This window comes from Desulfosoma sp., from assembly GCF_052743555.1.
This window is the reverse complement of record NZ_JBRAHS010000004.1, coordinates 42,041-60,015: the sequence shown is the minus strand read 5'-3', so window position 1 is coordinate 60,015 and position 17,975 is coordinate 42,041. Positions and strand designations below refer to the sequence as shown.

At 56.3% G+C, this 17,975-nt stretch carries 16 protein-coding genes and 1 pseudogene; 2 read left to right on the top strand and 15 right to left on the bottom strand.

What is annotated here, in order from left to right; genetic code table 11:
* Positions 1–62: 62 nt before the first annotated feature.
* From minE to ACUVSA_RS03535, 12 genes and pseudogenes are all read right to left on the bottom strand, one after another.
* A complete protein-coding gene (gene minE, locus ACUVSA_RS03590; protein WP_445893817.1) occupies positions 63–332 on the bottom strand; it encodes a cell division topological specificity factor MinE in 270 nt (89 codons plus the stop codon).
* A 14-nt stretch (positions 333–346) separates the two neighbouring features.
* On the bottom strand, positions 347–1,138 hold the full coding sequence (gene minD, locus ACUVSA_RS03585) for a septum site-determining protein MinD (protein WP_445891964.1): 792 nt from the start codon (positions 1,136–1,138) through the stop codon (positions 347–349).
* 34 nt (positions 1,139–1,172) lie between these two features.
* Positions 1,173–1,895 (bottom strand): septum site-determining protein MinC, encoded by a 723-nt coding sequence (minC, locus tag ACUVSA_RS03580; RefSeq protein ID WP_445893816.1) that lies wholly within the window; start codon positions 1,893–1,895, stop codon positions 1,173–1,175.
* 5 nt (positions 1,896–1,900) lie between these two features.
* Entirely contained in the window at positions 1,901–2,596 is a 696-nt protein-coding gene (locus ACUVSA_RS03575) for a 5' nucleotidase, NT5C type (protein WP_445891966.1), read from the bottom strand.
* On the bottom strand, positions 2,593–4,524 hold the full coding sequence (locus tag ACUVSA_RS03570) for a GNAT family N-acetyltransferase (RefSeq protein ID WP_445893815.1): 1,932 nt from the start codon (positions 4,522–4,524) through the stop codon (positions 2,593–2,595). Before ACUVSA_RS03570 ends, ACUVSA_RS03575 begins: the two co-directional genes overlap by 4 nt.
* Positions 4,525–4,618: 94 nt before the next feature.
* Entirely contained in the window at positions 4,619–5,269 is a 651-nt protein-coding gene (locus ACUVSA_RS03565) for a formate dehydrogenase accessory protein FdhE (RefSeq protein WP_445893814.1), read from the bottom strand.
* A 48-nt stretch (positions 5,270–5,317) separates the two neighbouring features.
* On the bottom strand, positions 5,318–5,524 hold the full coding sequence (locus tag ACUVSA_RS03560; RefSeq protein ID WP_445893813.1) for a hypothetical protein: 207 nt from the start codon (positions 5,522–5,524) through the stop codon (positions 5,318–5,320).
* 98 nt (positions 5,525–5,622) lie between these two features.
* Complete coding sequence (locus ACUVSA_RS03555; protein ID WP_445893812.1) at positions 5,623–6,354, bottom strand: 4Fe-4S dicluster domain-containing protein; 732 nt, start codon at positions 6,352–6,354, stop codon at positions 5,623–5,625.
* 3 nt (positions 6,355–6,357) lie between these two features.
* Positions 6,358–9,441 (bottom strand): annotated as a pseudogene (gene fdnG / locus ACUVSA_RS03550) (formate dehydrogenase-N subunit alpha).
* A 581-nt stretch (positions 9,442–10,022) separates the two neighbouring features.
* Positions 10,023–11,342 carry an adenylosuccinate synthase gene (locus ACUVSA_RS03545; protein WP_445893811.1) on the bottom strand — a complete coding sequence of 440 codons (1,320 nt, stop codon included), beginning with the start codon at positions 11,340–11,342 and terminating at the stop codon, positions 10,023–10,025.
* A gap of 194 nt (positions 11,343–11,536) precedes the next feature.
* A complete protein-coding gene (gene htpX, locus ACUVSA_RS03540; protein ID WP_445893810.1) occupies positions 11,537–12,394 on the bottom strand; it encodes a zinc metalloprotease HtpX in 858 nt (285 codons plus the stop codon).
* A 25-nt stretch (positions 12,395–12,419) separates the two neighbouring features.
* Positions 12,420–12,869, bottom strand: a complete 450-nt coding sequence (locus ACUVSA_RS03535) for an Hsp20/alpha crystallin family protein (RefSeq protein WP_445891973.1) — start codon at positions 12,867–12,869, stop codon at positions 12,420–12,422.
* 254 nt (positions 12,870–13,123) lie between these two features.
* Here ACUVSA_RS03535 and ACUVSA_RS03530 point away from each other — a divergent pair, with 254 nt between their 5' ends.
* Entirely contained in the window at positions 13,124–14,014 is an 891-nt protein-coding gene (locus ACUVSA_RS03530) for a DUF3786 domain-containing protein (protein ID WP_445893809.1), read from the top strand.
* A 103-nt stretch (positions 14,015–14,117) separates the two neighbouring features.
* Here ACUVSA_RS03530 and ACUVSA_RS03525 read toward each other — a convergent pair whose 3' ends face one another.
* Complete coding sequence (locus ACUVSA_RS03525) at positions 14,118–14,885, bottom strand: hypothetical protein (protein WP_445891975.1); 768 nt, start codon at positions 14,883–14,885, stop codon at positions 14,118–14,120.
* A 235-nt stretch (positions 14,886–15,120) separates the two neighbouring features.
* Between ACUVSA_RS03525 and ACUVSA_RS03520 the strand changes: the two genes are divergently transcribed.
* A complete protein-coding gene (locus tag ACUVSA_RS03520; RefSeq protein WP_445891976.1) occupies positions 15,121–15,372 on the top strand; it encodes an FmdB family zinc ribbon protein in 252 nt (83 codons plus the stop codon).
* A gap of 46 nt (positions 15,373–15,418) precedes the next feature.
* On the opposite strand, the gene ACUVSA_RS03515 is transcribed toward ACUVSA_RS03520, so the two are convergent.
* Both ACUVSA_RS03515 and ftsY read right to left on the bottom strand, forming a co-directional pair.
* The gene (locus ACUVSA_RS03515) at positions 15,419–16,597 is read right to left on the bottom strand and encodes a CaiB/BaiF CoA transferase family protein (RefSeq protein WP_445891977.1); all 1,179 of its coding nucleotides are present in this window, start codon (positions 16,595–16,597) and stop codon (positions 15,419–15,421) included.
* Positions 16,598–16,881: 284 nt separating this feature from the next.
* On the bottom strand, positions 16,882–17,919 hold the full coding sequence (gene ftsY / locus ACUVSA_RS03510; protein WP_445893808.1) for a signal recognition particle-docking protein FtsY: 1,038 nt from the start codon (positions 17,917–17,919) through the stop codon (positions 16,882–16,884).
* Positions 17,920–17,975: the final 56 nt, after the last annotated feature.

Below are 17,975 nucleotides of genomic sequence, written 5' to 3'. Positions count from 1 at the left end.
TTATCCTTAGCGTGTGAAGCCTTAAAAGAGCGGTGTGCCACGACGTTCCTGAACCTTACGGTTCACATGGCGGCCGCATTGCGATAAACGCGTTTGATATGCACATTGGAAATGAGCGCCGTATAGTCCTTGCCCTTTTCAAAATCCACCTTGATGGTTCCACGGTCGATTTCCATGTATCGTGACAGGACATCGATGATGTCGTTCTTGATGGCTTCCATGAGTTGCGGAGAAATGTCGAGCCTGTCGTGCATGAGGACCACGCCCAGGCGTTTCTTGGCCGTGTCGGCACTTCCTCTTTGCTGGAAGAAATTCTGGATTGCTTTGAGCATGACAACAACTCCTTTCAGCTGCCGAAAATCCGCTTGAATCGGCTCAAAAAACCGTTCTCCTCTTCGTCATCCAGGGGAATGTTTTCGCCGTTTAGCCGTGCAGCAATCTTTTGAAAAGCCTGCCCGGCTCGGCTGCCTCGTTCATGCACCAGCGGCACACCCCTGTTGGTGGAAACGACCACTTCGCTGCTTTCGGGTACGACGCCGATGAGCGGAATGGACAGCAAGGAGACGATATCCGCCGTGGACATCATGTCCCCTTTTTTCACCATCTTTGGGTTCAAGCGATTGATGATCAGATGAATGTCTTTGAGCATATGGGCTTCCAGAAGGCCGATGACGCGATCGGCATCTCGAATGGCGGACACTTCAGGCGTGGTCACCACCAAGGCCTTTTGGGCTCCGGCCACCGCGTTCTTGAAACCGCGTTCGATCCCTGCGGGACAGTCGATGATGACGTAGTCATTTTCTGCGGCCAACTGTTCACACAAGGCTTTCATCTGATCCGGGGTGACGGCGTCTTTTTCCCGAGTCTGCGCCGCGGGAATAATGTAGAGAGTCTTTAGTTTACGGTCTCGAATCATGGCCTGCTCGATGCGGCATTTGCCTTCCACAATGTCCACGAGGTTGTAGACGATGCGGTTTTCCAACCCCATGACCACGTCCAGGTTGCGCAGACCGATGTCCGCATCGATGAGCACCACCTTGTAGCCCTTTTTCGCCAGGGCCGTCCCCAGATTGGCGACGGTCGTGGTCTTGCCGACGCCTCCTTTTCCTGATGTGACAACCAGTGTTTGTCCTGCCATGGTTTATCCTTCCTTGACCGTGCTGATGACGAGACTAAAAACGGGTCACCTGAATACGGTCCCCCTGAATTTCCGCCACTTCGTAGCGCTTGGGTTTCATGGTTCGTTCTCGAGGAGGGAGCGCCACGACATCGGCGATGCGCAACTGCTGAGGTTCAATGTCCAGCCCCCAGATCTTGGCGGATCGATCCCCGTAAATTCCGGCATGGGCAATGCCCCGCAAAGTGCCGAAGACAATGATGTCCCGTACGGCCAGGATTTCGGCTCCTGGATTGACGTCGCCCAGGATGATCAGTTCGGCGGGTGATTCGATGCGCGTTCCCGACCGACACGTCTGACGCACGACCAAAGGCGCGTCCCCTGCATCGGTCTCCTCCCGAAGCTTCCCCTCCTTTTCCCTCCAAAGCTCTCCCCTTTCCTCATTGCTCTCCATCACCTTGACGGAAATGCCCAGCAGCCCCGACACCCATGAGAGAAAGGGTTGCAGGTTCTTCCCCAAGCGGATTCCATGTAGCTGGATGCCTCCCACATCCTCCAACAGGGTTCGAATGACCTGCACCTCGTCCACATGAAAATCGCGCACACTTAGGTCCAAAGTCATTCGAGCTTTTTGAAAAAAGCCCCGGGATTCCATCACCCTTTTTCGCAATTCGGCCAGCAAATCCTCCAGGGACACTTCGGCAGGCACGACGAGCACAAAACCCTCTCGGTCTGCCTTGATCTGCAAAGAGGGCTGGTGAGGGACGCGTTTGAGCATGGCATTCACCCTTCGAGCAGGCTTGCAGGCGATGCGTCAAAGACTCGGGGTTCGATGGGATTGAGATGCAAAAGGTTGCTCAGTTCCTTCCATGTGAAGACCCTTGGAAAGGGAGCCGGCATTCGATTCCACGGCTGGTCAAAAAGGATGGGCTGAATGCCGTTTTGAGCCAGAAGGTGGCAGGTTTCCAGGCGGTCTTCCACGAAATGGTGCACCTTGAGCTCATGCAAAATGGCGTGTTTGCGTTCGGGATCTCCCGTGGCAATCACAGTGATGGCGCGACGATCAATGCGGGGAAGCAGAGCGTGTAACCAGCGTTCGATGGACTCGGGCCACACGCGGGCCGTGACGAAGCGCAAGGGGCCCCACTGGGCCAGTTGCTCCAGCACTTCAGCGGCACCGTCCATGGCGGGGATCTTGGCGGTGTGTTCGTCGTCCAGCGTCAGGCAGATGAGTTCGTCAATGACATGAGTAGGAGCTGCCACGCAGCGGCGCAGATCGTAGCAGGTGAGATGCTCCTTGGTGAGATCAGACAGTCCGAAGCGTTCTCGAGCCAAGTCCACAAAGACCTGCATCGTGTCCGCGACCACGCCGTCGATGTCAAAGGCGAGATGTCGAGGGTCCACGGGGCCTCTCAGGGTTGCGGAATGGTTCGAGGGCGGCAGTCTGGATGATCCCGGGGCGGTACGCAACCAACTCATGGAACTGAGGATTCCTCCGATGGGGACTCACTGCTTTCCGTCAAGCAGACCTGGGACGGCTGGTCAAAGCGGAAGGAAATTTCATAAATACCGTCTTCCAGAGAGCTGTGCACCACATAGCCGACTTTATGAAAAACCGAAAGCATCTTTCTGTTGGACGCCAACACGTAGGCTGTTAAACCGGTAATGCCTTTGGCCTTGGCAATTTCACACAAATAGTGAAGCAGAAAGGTGCCGATACCTTTGCGCTGCCATTCCGCGCGCACGGCAAAGTCCACTTCGGCCACGTTGGTCCTTTGGTCCAGAATATAACGGCCCATGCCGATGATCGTCTCGGCGCCGATTTCTCCGATGACCCCCACGATGGCCATTTCCTGTTCGTAATCGATATTGCACATGGCCTGCGTGTCTCGATGGGGAAAGACGCGCATGGCCGAAAGAAACCGGTAATAAATATCCTGGTCCGGAAGGGAATAGAAAAATTCTTGAAGAGCCCGCTCATCGGTGGGCTTGATAGGTCTGAAAAAGACTTTTTGGTTTTCCGGAAAAATTTGGTGCGTTTCCCACTGCCCGGGATAAAGGGGTTCAAAGATGGGCGGCAGAATTTGATCCTGATACACGTAGCGAAGCTGCTTGGCCTCTTCCAAGAGCCTTTCCCGGAATTTGGGATGAGCAATATTGATGAGCGCCAGCGCTCTTTCTCGAATGGTTTTTCCGTGAAGGGAAGCGATGCCGAATTCGGTGACCACATATTGAACCGCACTGCGCGAACTCACCACGCCGGCCCCGTCGGTCAGGCGACTGACGATGCGCGACTTTCTCCCGTCCGGACTGGTGGAGGGCAAAACAATGATGGTCTTTCCCCGCGGCGCTCTTGAGGCGCCCAGCATGAAATCCACGTAGCCTCCGATGCCGCTGTAGATTCTTTGGCCGATGGAATCGGCGCAGACCTGTCCTGTGAGATCGATTTCCAGGGCGGAATTGATGGCCGTCATGCGCTCATTCTGGCTGATCACGCGGCTGTCGTTGACATAGTCAATGGGGTGGAATTCCACCTGAGGGTTATTGTGCACGAAATCGTAGAGTCGCCGCGATCCCACACAAAAGCTGGTGATGATTTTGCCGCGGTGAAGGGATTTTCGACGCCCTGTAAGAATGCCTTTGTGGATGAGTTCCATATGGGCGTCGGTGATCATTTCCGAATGCACGCCCAAGTCGTTCTTGTCCACAAGGTGCCGAAGCACCGCATTGGTGATGCGTCCCAAGCCCACCTGAAGAGTGGCGCCGTCTTCGATCAGGCTGGAGACATAGCGGGCCATGCGTTCCGCCATGGCGCTCTTTTCTCCAAAGGTCATTTCCAAAAGGGGTTCCTCGTATTCCACGAAGTGTTGAATACGATTCACATGCAAAAAGCTGTCCCCCAAGGTTCGAGGCATGCGAGGATTCACTTGGGCGATGACCACCTGGGAATGTTCGGCGGCGATTTTGGCAATATCCACACCGATTCCTAAGGAGCAGAAACCATGATCGTCGGGGGGAGACACCTGCACGAGGCTGACATCCCGGCCCAGAGCGCTCTCTTCCCGAAGCAGCTTGGGCACTTGGCTGAAATAAAGGGGGATGTAGTCCGCCAGTCCCGAATTGGCCGCCTTACGGCTTTTCGGGCCAAGGAAAAAGGTACGTAATCGAGCGTGCTTGGAAAGATCGGACCATTCTTCTGGCAAAGCCCCCATGGAAAGAGCCTGAAAGATTTCCACATCGCGATACCGGGGCAACATTTCCACCAAGGTCCGGACCAAATGCTGGGGTTCGGCGGCCGCCGATCCCACAAAGATGCGGCAGCCGTCCTGAAGGACTTGAGAAAGAATGTTTGCAGCGTGCCCGACTTTTTGGCGGTACAGGGTCAGCCATTGGCGCGACCAGACCATCAGATCGTCGTCCCTTGAGCTATGCGCTCACCATGTGTTCCTCGCCTCGACAAAAACACCTATTAGCTCATAATGAAGGCAAGGTTCCGATGAGTCAAGACGGAACGGCGCTTGTATCGGCATCGTAGACAGCCGGTGCCGGCGAAGGGGGAGTTTTCCAGCCCTGGCGCTGGGCCACCAAATCCAGGTGAAGCGTAGTCCATTCTTCCAGGGGAATCCAAGGAGGCCAGAGCCTTTCTCGAGCGTCGATGGTTTTGAAGTAGTAGCGACACTTCATGCAGTAGTCGATCCGGTAGCCCGGCTCTTGTTCCGCGTAGAGGTACCCCAAAGATTCATGGTGGCGATTGTCACAGATGGGGCATTGAAACCGGGCCAGCAGCCACGGTGTTCCGCACCAAGAACAGTGGGCCCGTCGCCGTCCATCTCCGTCGAGGCTGATGAGTGAAGGCAGGGAACCACAGACCGGACAGTACCCTGCTTTCCAATGATCATCGGGGCAGGCCGTCTGAAGCTGTTCTTCGGCCACGCGTTCGATGCTCGGCCGAAGACAACTGCGCGCCACAAAAAGCAAGGAAGGAAGATCCACCCCGGTTATATCCAGCCATTCCTCCCAAGGGTTCCATTCGTGGTGCAGAAAGCTTTCCCAAACGGCGTCTTTGGTCGAAGGATTTCGGGCCAAAGCTTGTGAAATGGCCGAACAGGCGCCACTCAGTTCTTGATTGTGCGCCGGCACCGCCCGTGCCACTGCTTCTAAGAGCTCCTGCGCCGCTTCGATGTCCAGAGGGAATTCCCATCAGCGCATCAAAGGGCGGCCCGCCTGCCACTGACGGCGAACGGCTTCGTTGTCCAGAGGGTTGAGGGAAAGCCTGCATCGGGGTTTGACCTTCAGTTGCGCAGCGTAAAGGCTTTCCAGAAAATCGTACAGCTCCTGGTAGGCCGGCTTCGAAGTGCGGGCAAGGGCTACAGCCTTTCGCATGAGAGTTTCCGCATCCGCAAGCATGCAACCATCCTTTGCATGGAAAAAAGAGGGACAGGCTGCCCCGTCCCTCTGGCAAGGGTTCATGTGGAAAAGCTGAAGAGCGGCGTCATGTGGGTCTTTTAACCCAGTGTCAGCGCGCGCGCCATGACCTTGGCCGGGCGGAACAACCGCCGCAGAGCCAACTTGCGGTCGATGCCCATGCCCAGACTGGCCACAGCATGGCTATGATACTTGGCCGGATCATCCACTACCAGGTAGATCACACGCACTTCTTCGGGATTGAGAAGCTGCGCCTTGGGGTATTTGGCTTTTAGATCCGCAAGGCGCTTTTGGGCCAGATCCAGCATGCTTTCCCGTGCCCCGAAGTTCATGGCTCCAGTCGGACAAATCTTGACGCACGCAGGAATCAAGCCGTTTTTGACTCGATCCAGACACATAGTGCATTTGACGATGCGACCGTCTTCCCGAGCCCGCGGAATATCATACGGGCAAGCTCCCCGCACATCATCGATGGGCGCTTCCTTGCTCTTGTCCGTATAAACCACCGCCCCGGTTTCCTCGTCATGAATCACGCCGCCGTCCACATGCCCGGCTATGGCGTCCTTACATGGAGGTTCCAGGCAGTGGCGGCATTGATCGGCAAAGAAATACCAGACCGGTTTGCCGTTGACCTCCGATTCACTGAACCGAACCAGTTTGAAGGTGTTCCCGTCCAAGTCTGGAGGATTCTGGTGGCTTCCCAGGTTCTTTGTCATGCTGGCGCCGTTTTGGTTCCAGTTCTTGCACGCAATCTGGCACCCACGGCAGGCCGTACATCGGGTCGTGTCGATGAAAAAGCTCATTCCTGCCATGGCCTAGGCTCCCTTCTTGCGGACGTTGACCATAAACGCCTTGGTTTCCGGAATCCGGGTGTTGGGATCCCCTGTGGACGGCGTGAGCAAGTTGGCGCTCTCACCTCCCTGCGGCGGCCAGACCCATCCGTAATGCCACGGCAGCCCCACCTGGTGAATTTTCTGACCATGGACAAGGAACGGCCGAAAACGCTTGGTCACCATCGCCACCGCCTCCACGGAACCTCGGGCGGATTCCACAATGACCGTCTCGCCGTTCTTGATCCCTCGAAGCTTGGCCAGCTGTTCGCTTATTTCCACAAAAACCTGCGGTTCCGCTTCCAAAAGCCACGGCAACCATCGAGTGAGCACCCCTGTTTGCCAATGTTCCGTCACACGGTAGGTGGTAGCCACAAAAGGATACAGAGGATCGCACGTCTTGTAGATGTCCTTTTCCGTTCCATAAATCGGCGCGACGGGGTTGGTGAACTGGGCGCTGAACAGGTTCTTCTCCACAGGGCACTCAATGGCCTCATAATGCTCCGGGAAGGGACCGTCCGCAAGCCCCGGTCCAAAGATGGCCGCAAATCCGTCGGGTTTCATGATGAAGGGATACTTGGTGTCCGACCGGGGGGTGCCGTCCGGGTTCATCATGGGATACCAGGCGCCGTCGGGAACATCGCCAACCCATTTAGACGACACATATTTGCCTTCTTTGACTTCTCCGGCAAAACTGATCACGGGCCGTTGAGGATTCCAAGGACGGCCCATGAGATCCACGGAAGCCCGATTGTACAAAATGCGTCGATTGAGTGGCCAGCACCACGCCCAGTTGGCATAGAGGCCGATGCCGCTGGCATCCTTGTTGTCCCGCCGAGCCATGTTGTTGCCGGCATCCGTGTAGCTTTGGCAATAGAGCCAGTTGCCGCTTGCGGTGGACCCATCTGCTTGGAGGAGCGCAAAAGAGGGGACCAGTTGGCCCTTTTTGTACGTTTTGTCCCCGATGGTCACGTCCTTAGTGAATTCCCCGTTAATAGCGCGAGCCACCTTGTGAGCGTCGAAACGGCCGTTGGTGGTGTAATCCCACTTGAGCTTAAGAATGGGATCGGGAAAAGCTCCTCCATCCTTGGCGTAAAGCTTTCGGATTTCATCAAAGAGCTCAACCATGATATCCCCGTCCGGCTTGGCTTCACCCGGAGGATCTTGGGCTTTGAAGCGCCACTGCGCCCATCGGCCGGAATTGGTGATGGAGCCTTCCTTTTCCATAAAAGCGGCACATGGCAAGAGAAAGACTTCCGTTTTGACCTTTTTGGGATCCATGCCGGGTCCTTGCCAAAAAGAAGCCGTCTCGTTTTGAAAAAGGTTGACATTGACCAACCAGTCCAGCTTGCTCAAGGCTTCCCGGTTTTTGCCCGCATTGGCGCCGCTGCACGCCGGGTTTTGCCCCCAGGCAAAGAAGCCGCTGAATTGGCCACGATACATGGCATCGAAAAGATCCAGCCAGCTGTATGCCTTGCCGTCATCCAATTTGGGCAGCCACGCGTAACCAAACTCGTTTGAAGCCTCCGCGGCATCCCCGAACATGGCCTTGAGGAAACTGACCATATATTTGGGGCGGTTTTGCCACCAATTGGCGCTCAAAGGATCTTTAGAAACGGGGGTGAATTACTTCAAGTAATCGGCAAGGGTCGGAAGCGAACCACTGGGGACGGGGTTGTAACCGGGCAAGATGTGAAAGAGCAAAGCGTGGTCCGTGGAACCCTGCACGTTGGATTCGCCGCGCAGCGCATTTACGCCGCCGCCGGCGATGCCGATGTTGCCCAGTAAAAGCTGAATTATGGCCATGGCGCGAATGTTTTGCACCCCCACGGTGTGCTGCGTCCAGCCCATGGCGTACATGATCGTTCCGGCCTTGTCCGGTTTTCCCGTCGCACTGTAAAGCTCATAAACCTTGATCAAGTCCTCTTTGGGTGTGCCGGTGACCTTTGAAACCTTATCCAAGGTGTATCGAGAGTAATGTTTTTTTAAAAGTTGGAAGACACAGCGAGGATGTTTCAAAGAGGGGTCTTTTTTGGGTACGCCGTTTTCGTCCACTTCAAAGGCCCACGTGCTTTTGTCATACTTGCGTGTTGCGGGATCAAATCCTGAAAACAAACCGTCCTTGAACCGATACTTGGGACCGACGATGAAGCTCGCATTGGTGTAATGAACGACATAGTCCTTGAAGTAGAGATCTTTGGAAAGAATATAATTGATCATGCCGCCCAAAAAGGCAATGTCCGTACCGGAACGCAGACCCGCATAGAAATCCGCTTTGGCGGAGGTTCGCGTAAAGCGGGGGTCTACATGGATGAGCGTGGCGCCTCGATCCCTGGCTTTCATGATCCAGCGGAAAGAAATGGGGTGATTTTCCGCTGCGTTGCTTCCCATGATGAGAATGCAGTCGCTGTTCTTGAGGTCGATCCAATGATTCGTCATCGCGCCGCGTCCGAACGACTCTGCCAGAGCCGCTACCGTGGCGCTGTGTCAAATTCGGGCCTGGTGTTCGATGTATACCAGTCCAAGGGCACGCAGCATGGCCTGATACGCCCAGCATTCTTCATTGTCCAAGGCCGCGCTGCCCACCGAAGCGATGCCCTCACAGCGATTCACCACTTCGCCCTTGGCGTTCTTGAGTGTAAAAGATTTATCCCGGCTCGCCTTGACTCGAGCGGCGATTTCCTTTAACGCCCAATCCCACGATTTTTCTTCCCATTTGTGGCTGTACGGTGCTCGGTAAAGGACCTTGCTGATCCTTTTGTCGTTGATGGCCAGTTGATAGGACGACGCACCCTTGGCACACAGGGAACCCTGATTGATGGGATGGTCGGCATCGCCTTCCGTGTAAATGATTTTTCCCGTTTGTCGATCGGTGTGGCCAATAATGCGGCAACCAACGCCGCAATAGCAGCAGATGGAAGGCGTTTCTTTGGCGTCTTTGGTCCTGAGCTTCCAGGCCTACTCCTCCACGGGTTTCTTTTGAAATCCCATGGTCGTGCAGCCACTCAGAGCCAAACCCGCCGTCGCCGCTCCTGAGATCTTCAAAAAATCTCGACGCGACAGCTTCATCCTTGACCCCCTCTGGTAAAAGAAACATGGCACGGAACGGCCCATGGCTTTCCGCGATCTCTGTGCAGCCTCGGGGACCTTGACCACGAATCCCTGGACGGACGAGGCCGATCAGAGATCCCTTACCACACTTCCATGGACGATCACCCCCTTTCGCGGCCTTTGGGGTTTACGGATTTTCGTGGTTCACTCAAAAGCCTTGCGGAGATGCACAAAGAGGTGAAGGGATCTTTAAGCCTTGAATGTGAGATGTATAACCGTGGGGATGGCGCGTGCGAAGACACAGAACTGAGGCGTTTTGGACGGACTTTTGGAAAAGACGATACCCCCTTTCCCCTTCGGTGAGCCCCTCCACCAGCTTCCTCCCCCGCCGTGTTTCCGGCACAAGGCACGGACCCATAACTTTGTGATTGAATTTACCTTAACGAATGCATTCGGATCCTGTCAACCCTCCCCTCAGCGTGCCGCCTTTGCGCCCCGCACCCGGGTTCCGGCTGTTCGAAACGGGCTTTTCCTCGTTTTCGAAGGTTTTCTGTAGGCACGTGGCCAACGCCTTATTTTATGTGACTCATGCCATTCCCTCAGTTCGAAAAGCCTCTTTCGGATGCCAACCTGAAAGGGTCCTGCAGCACGATGGTTTGTTCCCGCCCCGGCCCTACGGAAATGATGGAAAAGGGAATTCCCAGGTGGTCTTGAACGGCCTCCAGGTATCGTCGAGCCGCCGAAGGAAGATCTTCAAAGCGGCGCACCTGGCGTAAATCCTGCTCCCACCCGTCAAAATCTTCATACACCGGATCGCATTGTTCCAAACGATCCAATTCCGGCGGCAATCGATCCAAAACGTTGCCCTGGCAGCGGTATTGGACAGCTATGCGCAGTCGCGGAAGGCCTGTGAGCACATCCAGCTTGGTTACGGCCAGACTGGCCAAACCATTCAAACGCACGGCATCTTTGACCACGGACAAATCCAGCCAGCCGCATCGCCGAGGGCGTCCTGTGGTGGAACCGAATTCGCCGCCGCAAGTGCGCATGTGTTCCCCGATCTGGTCCGTAAGTTCCGTGGGAAAGGGACCTCCACCCACCCGGGTCGTGTAAGCCTTCATGATGCCAAGTACGTGATGGATGGCCGTCGGGCCGAGACCTGCACCGCAACAGGCGTTGCCCGCCACCGTGTTGGACGAAGTGACAAAAGGATACGTGCCGTGATCCACGTCCAAGTGCGTGCCTTGAGCCCCCTCAAAAAGGATCGCCTTTTGGGATTGAAGCGCCTCGTGCAATCGCGTGGAAACATCGGCCACAAAAGGAGCCAATCGTCGGCCGTAGTCCAAGTACTCTTTCAGGACATTTTCCAGGATCACAGGGGCTTGCCCGTAGTAGTGGCTCAGCATAAAGTTCTTTTCCTCCAAGGTCTCTTCCAGGCGATGCCGCAAGGTCTTCTCGTTCAGAAGATGGTGCATGCGCACGCCCGTCCGCGCCACTTTGTCCTCGTAACACGGGCCGATGCCGCGCCCCGTGGTGCCGATTCGGCCCCGGCCTTTACGGTTCTCCCGCGCCACATCCAACAGGCGATGGTAAGGCATGATCACGTGAGCGTAGGCGCTGACCACCAACCGTTCAGGCGTGATGAGCACGCCGAAATCTTTCAAGCGCTCCAGTTCCTCCAGAAGCACCTTAGGGTCCACCACCACGCCGTTGCCGATCATGCAGACGGTGCCGGGGTGCAAAATCCCTGAAGGGGTCAAATGCAAAATGATCTTTCGCCCACCCACCACAAGGGTGTGGCCTGCATTGTTCCCCCCCTGAAAGCGCACCACACAATCGGCACGCGCCGTCAGAAGATCCACCACTTTGCCTTTGCCTTCGTCCCCCCACTGGGTTCCGATCACCACGACAGTGCTCATGGCCATGTCCTTGGACAACGCCCTTTCAAAACGAGACGCTGTCTTGCTCGTAGAAGATGTGAAACTTGGCACACACCAAACGAGAACTTTATTGAAAACGATCGGTTCTGTCAAAATGAAAAATAGAACCCGGTAGGAAACTCTTTCCCGAAGGCGGACGAGGGGGTGCCTTCGGGAAAGAGGGATTTCACCCATTATCGAGCCATGGCGCGGAGTCGCCGAATACGCTCCTCAATGGGCGGGTGTGTGCTGAACAGGTTGACCAAGGCCCCTCCGGACAAGGGATTGACAATAAAAAGATGGGCCGTGGCGGGTTTGGCTTCGACCATGGGAAGACGGTGGGAGGCGATGGCCAATTTTTCCAAGGCAGCGGCAAGCCCTAAAGGATTTCGAGAAATCATGGCTCCGGTTTCATCGGCCAAGTATTCACGGGACCTGGAAATGGCCAACTGAATCAACATGGCCGCCAAAGGCGCCACGATGGACAGCATCATGGCCCCCAAAATGCCCACACCTCCGCCGTCCTCATCATCGCTGCCTCGAAAGCCGCCAAACAGGGCGCCCCATCGGAGCATGTCCGCAATGAACATGATGGCGCCGGCAAGAGAGGCGGCAATGGTGCCCACGAGAATGTCGCGATTCTTGATATGGGCCAATTCATGCGCCAGAACACCCCGCAGCTCTTGGGTGGTCAGCAGGCGCAGTATCCCCTCCGTAACGGCCACGACTGCCTTGTTGGGGTTGCGGCCCGTGGCAAAGGCATTGGGGGTTTCCGACGGAATAATAGCCACCTTCGGCATGGGAAGACCCGCCTGCAAGGCCAGTTCGCGCACTATGCGGTACAGCTCCGGCGCTTCATGCTCCGAGACGGTTTGCGCTCGGTACATGGCCAAGACGATTTTGTCTGAAAACCAGTAGGTGCCGAGATTCATCGCCAGGGCAAAGATGAGGGCGATGAGCATACCTTGGCTGCCGCCTAAGAGTTTTCCCAAGAAGACGATGAGCAGGGTCAGGGCTGTGAGAAGCATCAAGGTACGAAACTGGTTTCCCATTGGGAGATCCTCCTTTGAGATGGCGTCAAGTTTCGGCGCGCACAGGCACTTTGCGTGAGGCCACGGGGTTCTTGGGAACCACGATGGTCAGCACACCGTGACGGTAATCCGCCTCGACCTTTTCCGGCACGATGTTTTCGGGAAGTGTCCACTGCCTCTTGAAAGGTCCCCAAGGCCTTTCGCGAAGGACAGCCTCCTCGTTCCGGGATGCCCCGTTCGGCCTCGTGCCGGACAGAATCAGGGTGTTCTGCACAAGTTCCACCGACAGGTCCGCCTTGGAGACGCCGGGAAGATCCACAACCGCCTTCCATTCTTGCTCATTTTCGAAAACATCTGCTGCCGGGTTCCACTCGGCCGAGGGGTTTTCCACCTCGGGATTTGAATGCACCATCTGGAAGGTTTCCCGATACAAAACGTCCATGCGCTCTTTCATGGAAAGAAGCTCGCTGAGCACTGTTTCACTTCCTAGACTCACCAGATTTCGCCTCCTATAGGGGAGCGTCGTCGAAGCGCACCTTACGGCCGGGAACGTGTCCGATCACACTTTCAATGGGAGCAGCGCACGCCGAGGCGGCTGATCGCGCCGTGCAGCGCTCCTACAACCTCAAGCCCCAAGGACGCAACCAAACCATTCTCGGACAGGATCCTGGTCTTCCATGCACAATAAAGTTAAAAAAGCCCGAAAAGTCCGTCAAGGCAAACCGGCATGCCGCACAGAAAGGACGCATCATGCAAGGGAAAAGAGACCTTCTCAAGAACCGCCTTGTCCCTTTGGACATCTACAAAGCGACCCCCAAGACCAATTGCGGAGAATGCGGGCAACCCTCCTGTTTGGCCTTTGCCACTCAGGCCGTTGTTGGTGAAGTGCCTCTGTCGGCCTGTTCGCACATGGAGGAAGGGGTGCGGCGGGAACTGCAACAGCGGTTGGCCCGCCAGCTGGATCAGGGGATTGGACGGAAACGGGAGAGTTTTGAAAAGACTTTGGAATTTCTGCGCGAATCGCTGACATTGTGGCTCAACCCCAACAACGCGGCCGCTTTGGGAGCTTCATGGACCTTGGAGGCTGAAGGGAAACCTGCCGTGCGATTTCCTTATCTGGATGACGAGGTGGTGGTTTTCCAAGACGATGTGCATTCAATCAAGGGTCGTGCATTGAGTCCTTGGGAAAAAATTTTCCTCTACAATTACGTCATAGGTGGCGCTGTGGAGCCGTCCGGGCGGTGGGTCGGCATGGAAAGCCTGCCCAATTCGGTCTCCAAGATCAAGAGCCTTCGGGTTCATTGCGAGGAACCCTTGGCCAAGGCCTTCCCTCAAGATAGGGAATTGTTGCGCCGTTGTGCAAGCCCGCTCTTTGAGGAATTATCCTCCCACATGGACCATGTCGGCTGGGCCGGTGAATGTCGGCTGTTGCCCAGGGTCCGCCTTCGGCTGTTGTGGTGGCCGGGAGATGAGGAAGAAGGCTTTGCCCCTCGAGTGAAATTTCTCTTTGACGCACGTGTTCTGGAAGTCCTGGATTTGGAATCCTTGCTTTTCGCCTGTGAACATATTACGGAACGCATCCTGAAGGCCCAGCGGGAGGCGCTTTCCCGCACGAAGACAAACGCCTCCTCAACCCCATAAGAGACTTTTCCGCAGGAAGGCACGCACCGAAAGCCTTCAGCACCACCGCATGGATAGGTGCTGCGGCGCTGTTCCGTTTTTCCGCCTACACGCGTGCGCGATCTCATGCAGCAACGCCTGCAAGGCTTTCTGCCCTTTGGACGGCTTTTGCCTTGATGTGTTTCAGCACTTGGGGGTTACCCTGACAAAGGCCGTGCATGAGGCGAAGATAGTCCGCAAAAGCTTCTCCCAAACCCATTCGGTGGACATAAAGCCCGTCAGAGCCGTGAAGGCCGACGCGAACTCGGCTGAGTTCGGCACAGACCGTTTCATGGATTTTTTGGGCCATCGCTTCGATCTCGGCATTGTTCCAAAGCTCCGGCTCATGAGCATGAGCCAGCACCGCTTCCATCAGAAATCGGTGCCCTCGAGGGGATAAACCTTCACGGGTCAAAAAGGGATAGGCATAGGCGATCTCCGTCACGGAATAGCCTTGAGCCAAGGCGAATGTCGCCAGTTTTTCCAAAACCATCGCACCCCACAAAAGCACGTGAAAGAGCGGGTTTGCTCGAGGGCTGGCATAGTAGAACGAACCCAATCCCGCCGTGAGACCCAACCAAAAGGCTTGAAAGGGTGGTTTAAGGCTGTGGAACTGTCTTGCGGGCAAGCAGAACTCCCTGGAGCATTTTTCTTCATAGCCCGTGAGATACCGAAGATCGCGGCCCGCATGTCGCGCGGGGTGCAGCAAACAACCGATGAGGCGCCCGTGCTCGTCCAGGTATCCCAAGGCCCAGCAAGAGAATCCTATAATGGGTTTAGGAGAAAGCGCGTTGTGGGAAAAGCCCTTTCGATGTTCCTGAAATTCCCGCTTCAAGGAGGCCACCCAGTCCAAGGGATCATAGCCCTGGGGACGGATCGGAGGGCAACAGCCAAAACAGCTTCGCTCGGCGTCGGGTGCACACAGGCTCCATGGGGCCTTTGAGAAAACAGGAAGGTCGACGTCGACCGGTGTTTTCTCAGCGTCGATTCGAGGAAGCAGCACGTTCGAGGGATGCATTGACTTGCCTTTGAAGCTTTGCTAGGGTTCTCGAACGGTTCACCATTACCTTTTTGGCATGAGGAAAAAAATGCCGATTTATGAATTTCGCTGCGTTCGCTGTGGGCATATTCAAGAAGTGCTGACGACCGGATCCCAAAGCGAGGTGGCCCTTGTTTGTGAACAATGCCAGGGTGAGGCCATGGAGCGGGTGCTGAGCCGGGTGAGCTACGTCATGGGCCATTCTTCCTCTGGCGGCCGCAGTGGACCGCGCGTCACGTCCAAGAGCTGCGCTCCGGGAAGCAGCTGTTCGACCATAGAGCTTCCCGGGCACACGCGCTGACCTTAGCGACGTCCGGCGGGCCTTGAGGGCAACCGAAGCCGATTCGTCACACCACGCCCTGGGACTGGAGTTGCCGAATCGTCTCCAGCGTATAGCCCATCTCCGTCAGCACGTCCAGGGTGTGCTCCCCCAGTTCCGGAGCGTGGCGGTGCAGGCTCGGGCGGCTTGCGGAAAATTTGGGAGCGCAGCCCATCTGACGATAGGTTCCCCAGACTTCGTGGTGCAGTTCCACCACCATCTGCCGAGCCTTCATGGACGGGTCAGTCATGACTTCCGCCAAATTCAACACCGGTTCGCAGCAACAATCCGTTTTTGCAAAAAAGGCGATCCATTCCGCTTGGGTTTTTTCTTCAAAAGCTCGCGCGATGTCTTCGACCAGTCGGCGTTGGTGAGGACCCGGCTCGAAGTAGCTGGGCTGATCCCAGTCGGGTCGGTTCATGGCCAGGCAAAAGGCCTTCCAGAATTGCGGTTCCAGAGCCCCCAAGCTCATGAATCGCCCGTCCTTGGTGCGGTAGATGTTGTAGCAGGCGAGGCCGTGGTTCAGGAGATCGTCGCCGGGATGGGGAACTTGGCCGTCGGCCAGGAACTTTCCCCAGCGCAGGCAGTTCCACATGGCGGCGCCGTCGGTCATGGAGATGTCGATCATTTGCCCGAGACCTGTACGCTCTCGAGCGAAAAGGGCCGCCGCGATACTGAAAGCCGCCATGAGGGCTCCACCGCCGAGATCCCCAATTTGGACACCGGGCAAAGAAGGCACCGGCCCCTGCCCGCAATAGGACAAGACGCCGCTCAAAGCCAAGTAATTGATGTCGTGCCCGGCCCGCAGCGCCCGTTCTCCATCCTGTCCGTAGCCCGTGATGGCGCAGTAGATGATCTCCGGGCGAATTCTTTGAAGTGCGGCGTAACCCAGCCCCAGCCGATCCATGACGCCGGGACGAAACCCTTCCAGCACCACGTCCGCCGTTTTCACCAGCCGGCGGAAGATGTCCTGGCCCTGGGGGTCTTTGAGGTTGAGGCTCACGGACCGTTTGTTGCGGTTCAGAACCACGTGAAAGCCGCTGTTGCGTCCGATGCGAGGTGGCCACCATCGAATATAGTCGCCGATCTTGGGATCCTCGATCTTGATGACGTCGGCACCGAGATCGGCCAAGAGCATGGAACAAAAGGGTCCGGGAAGGAGCCGCGAAAGGTCTAGAATCCTCACACCATCAAAAAGCCCCGCCATAATCCTCTCCTCAACTTATCGTGCACAAAAAGACTTTTCAGCGTCTTTTTAAAGCTGCGGGAAGACGGTCTTTGGGCTTCATTGTGTCGGAGCGCTACACCGCGGGATGGATTTTTACACCCCGCGTCGCTTCCGTGCAGGCGGGCCTTTCCAACGCGCCGCTAGAGCTTGTCCGAGATCCCGTTTCAGTAGGAGCGGTGGACACCGCGACACCTGATCGCGCCTTGCGGCGCTCCTACAGAATGTAACGAAACCGGATCCAAAAGCCATTCTCGGTCTTGCTCCTAAAGAACGGCTCGAGCGAACGCTGCCGCATCAAAGGGCCGAAGATCGTCCAGGGCTTCCCCTAGGCCGATGTACCGCACGGGCAACCGCAATTCCTGGCAAATGGGGACGATCACGCCCCCTTTAGCGGTTCCATCCAGTTTGGTCAAAATCAAACCCGTGACCCCCAAGGCCTCTTGAAAAAGACGGGCTTGACTCACGGCGTTTTGACCCGTGGTGGCGTCCAGCACGAGAAGAATTTCATGGGGTGCTTCGGGCAGTTTTCTCTGAATGACGCGGTGCAGCTTTTTCAGCTCCTCCATGAGATTCATTTTGGTGTGCATGCGTCCCGCCGTGTCGATCAAGACCACGTCCACCTGGCGCGCCACGGCGGCATCCAGAGCGTCAAAGACAACGGCGCTGGGATCCGCGCCGCTTTGTTGACGAATGATGGGCACCTGGATTCGCTCCGCCCACCGTTCCAGCTGTTCAGCGGCGGCGGCTCGAAAAGTGTCGGCCGCGACCAGCATGGGGGTGAGGCCGTCTTGGCGGAAGCGATGGGCCAGTTTGCCGATGGTGGTCGTCTTGCCGACCCCGTTGACGCCGATCATCATGACCACAAAAGGCTTGGCTCGGTGAGGATCCAGGGGCGGGGCGTCCACCGAAAGGATTGCTTCCATTTCCTCACGAAGTGCTTCGCGAAGCCTTTCGGGATCTTGAAGTTCCTTTCTCTTGACCCTTTCGCGCACACGGTCCAGAAGAAGCTCCGTTGTGTGGACTCCCAGATCGGCCGTAATGAGGATTTCTTCCAGATCTTCCAGCAGTTCAGCATCGATGTGTCTCTTGCCCAACACCAGTCGATCCACACGGTCCGCCAGGCGTTCGCGGCTCTTGGCCAGCCGATGCCTAAGGCGAGCCAGGAAGCCTCCTTGATCTTCTTGAGGCTCCTCCGCCACGACTTCTGCATCGCCTTGTAAGGGCGGTGGCAGACCGGCTTCAGCCGCAGCCGTGTTCGATGGGGTTGTTTCAGCGTCTTTTTTGCGAAACCACTTCAACATAGGGTGCCTTTCCCTGTACCGATAAGGATGGATTTCATCGCCCGAAACACAGCGGA

Coding starts and splice junctions, on each gene's coding strand:
- ACUVSA_RS03555 (WP_445893812.1), bottom strand. CDS start 6,354: ATGGCAGGAATGAGCTTTTTCATCGACACGACCCGATGTACGGCCTGC.
- minC (WP_445893816.1), bottom strand. CDS start 1,895: ATGCTCAAACGCGTCCCTCACCAGCCCTCTTTGCAGATCAAGGCAGAC.
- ftsY (WP_445893808.1), bottom strand. CDS start 17,919: ATGTTGAAGTGGTTTCGCAAAAAAGACGCTGAAACAACCCCATCGAAC.
- ACUVSA_RS03530 (WP_445893809.1), top strand. CDS start 13,124: ATGCAAGGGAAAAGAGACCTTCTCAAGAACCGCCTTGTCCCTTTGGAC.
- minD (WP_445891964.1), bottom strand. CDS start 1,138: ATGGCAGGACAAACACTGGTTGTCACATCAGGAAAAGGAGGCGTCGGC.
- ACUVSA_RS03545 (WP_445893811.1), bottom strand. CDS start 11,342: ATGAGCACTGTCGTGGTGATCGGAACCCAGTGGGGGGACGAAGGCAAA.
- ACUVSA_RS03520 (WP_445891976.1), top strand. CDS start 15,121: ATGCCGATTTATGAATTTCGCTGCGTTCGCTGTGGGCATATTCAAGAA.
- htpX (WP_445893810.1), bottom strand. CDS start 12,394: ATGGGAAACCAGTTTCGTACCTTGATGCTTCTCACAGCCCTGACCCTG.
- ACUVSA_RS03515 (WP_445891977.1), bottom strand. CDS start 16,597: ATGGCGGGGCTTTTTGATGGTGTGAGGATTCTAGACCTTTCGCGGCTC.
- ACUVSA_RS03560 (WP_445893813.1), bottom strand. CDS start 5,524: ATGCTTGCGGATGCGGAAACTCTCATGCGAAAGGCTGTAGCCCTTGCC.
- ACUVSA_RS03575 (WP_445891966.1), bottom strand. CDS start 2,596: ATGAGTTGGTTGCGTACCGCCCCGGGATCATCCAGACTGCCGCCCTCG.
- minE (WP_445893817.1), bottom strand. CDS start 332: ATGCTCAAAGCAATCCAGAATTTCTTCCAGCAAAGAGGAAGTGCCGAC.
- ACUVSA_RS03570 (WP_445893815.1), bottom strand. CDS start 4,524: ATGGTCTGGTCGCGCCAATGGCTGACCCTGTACCGCCAAAAAGTCGGG.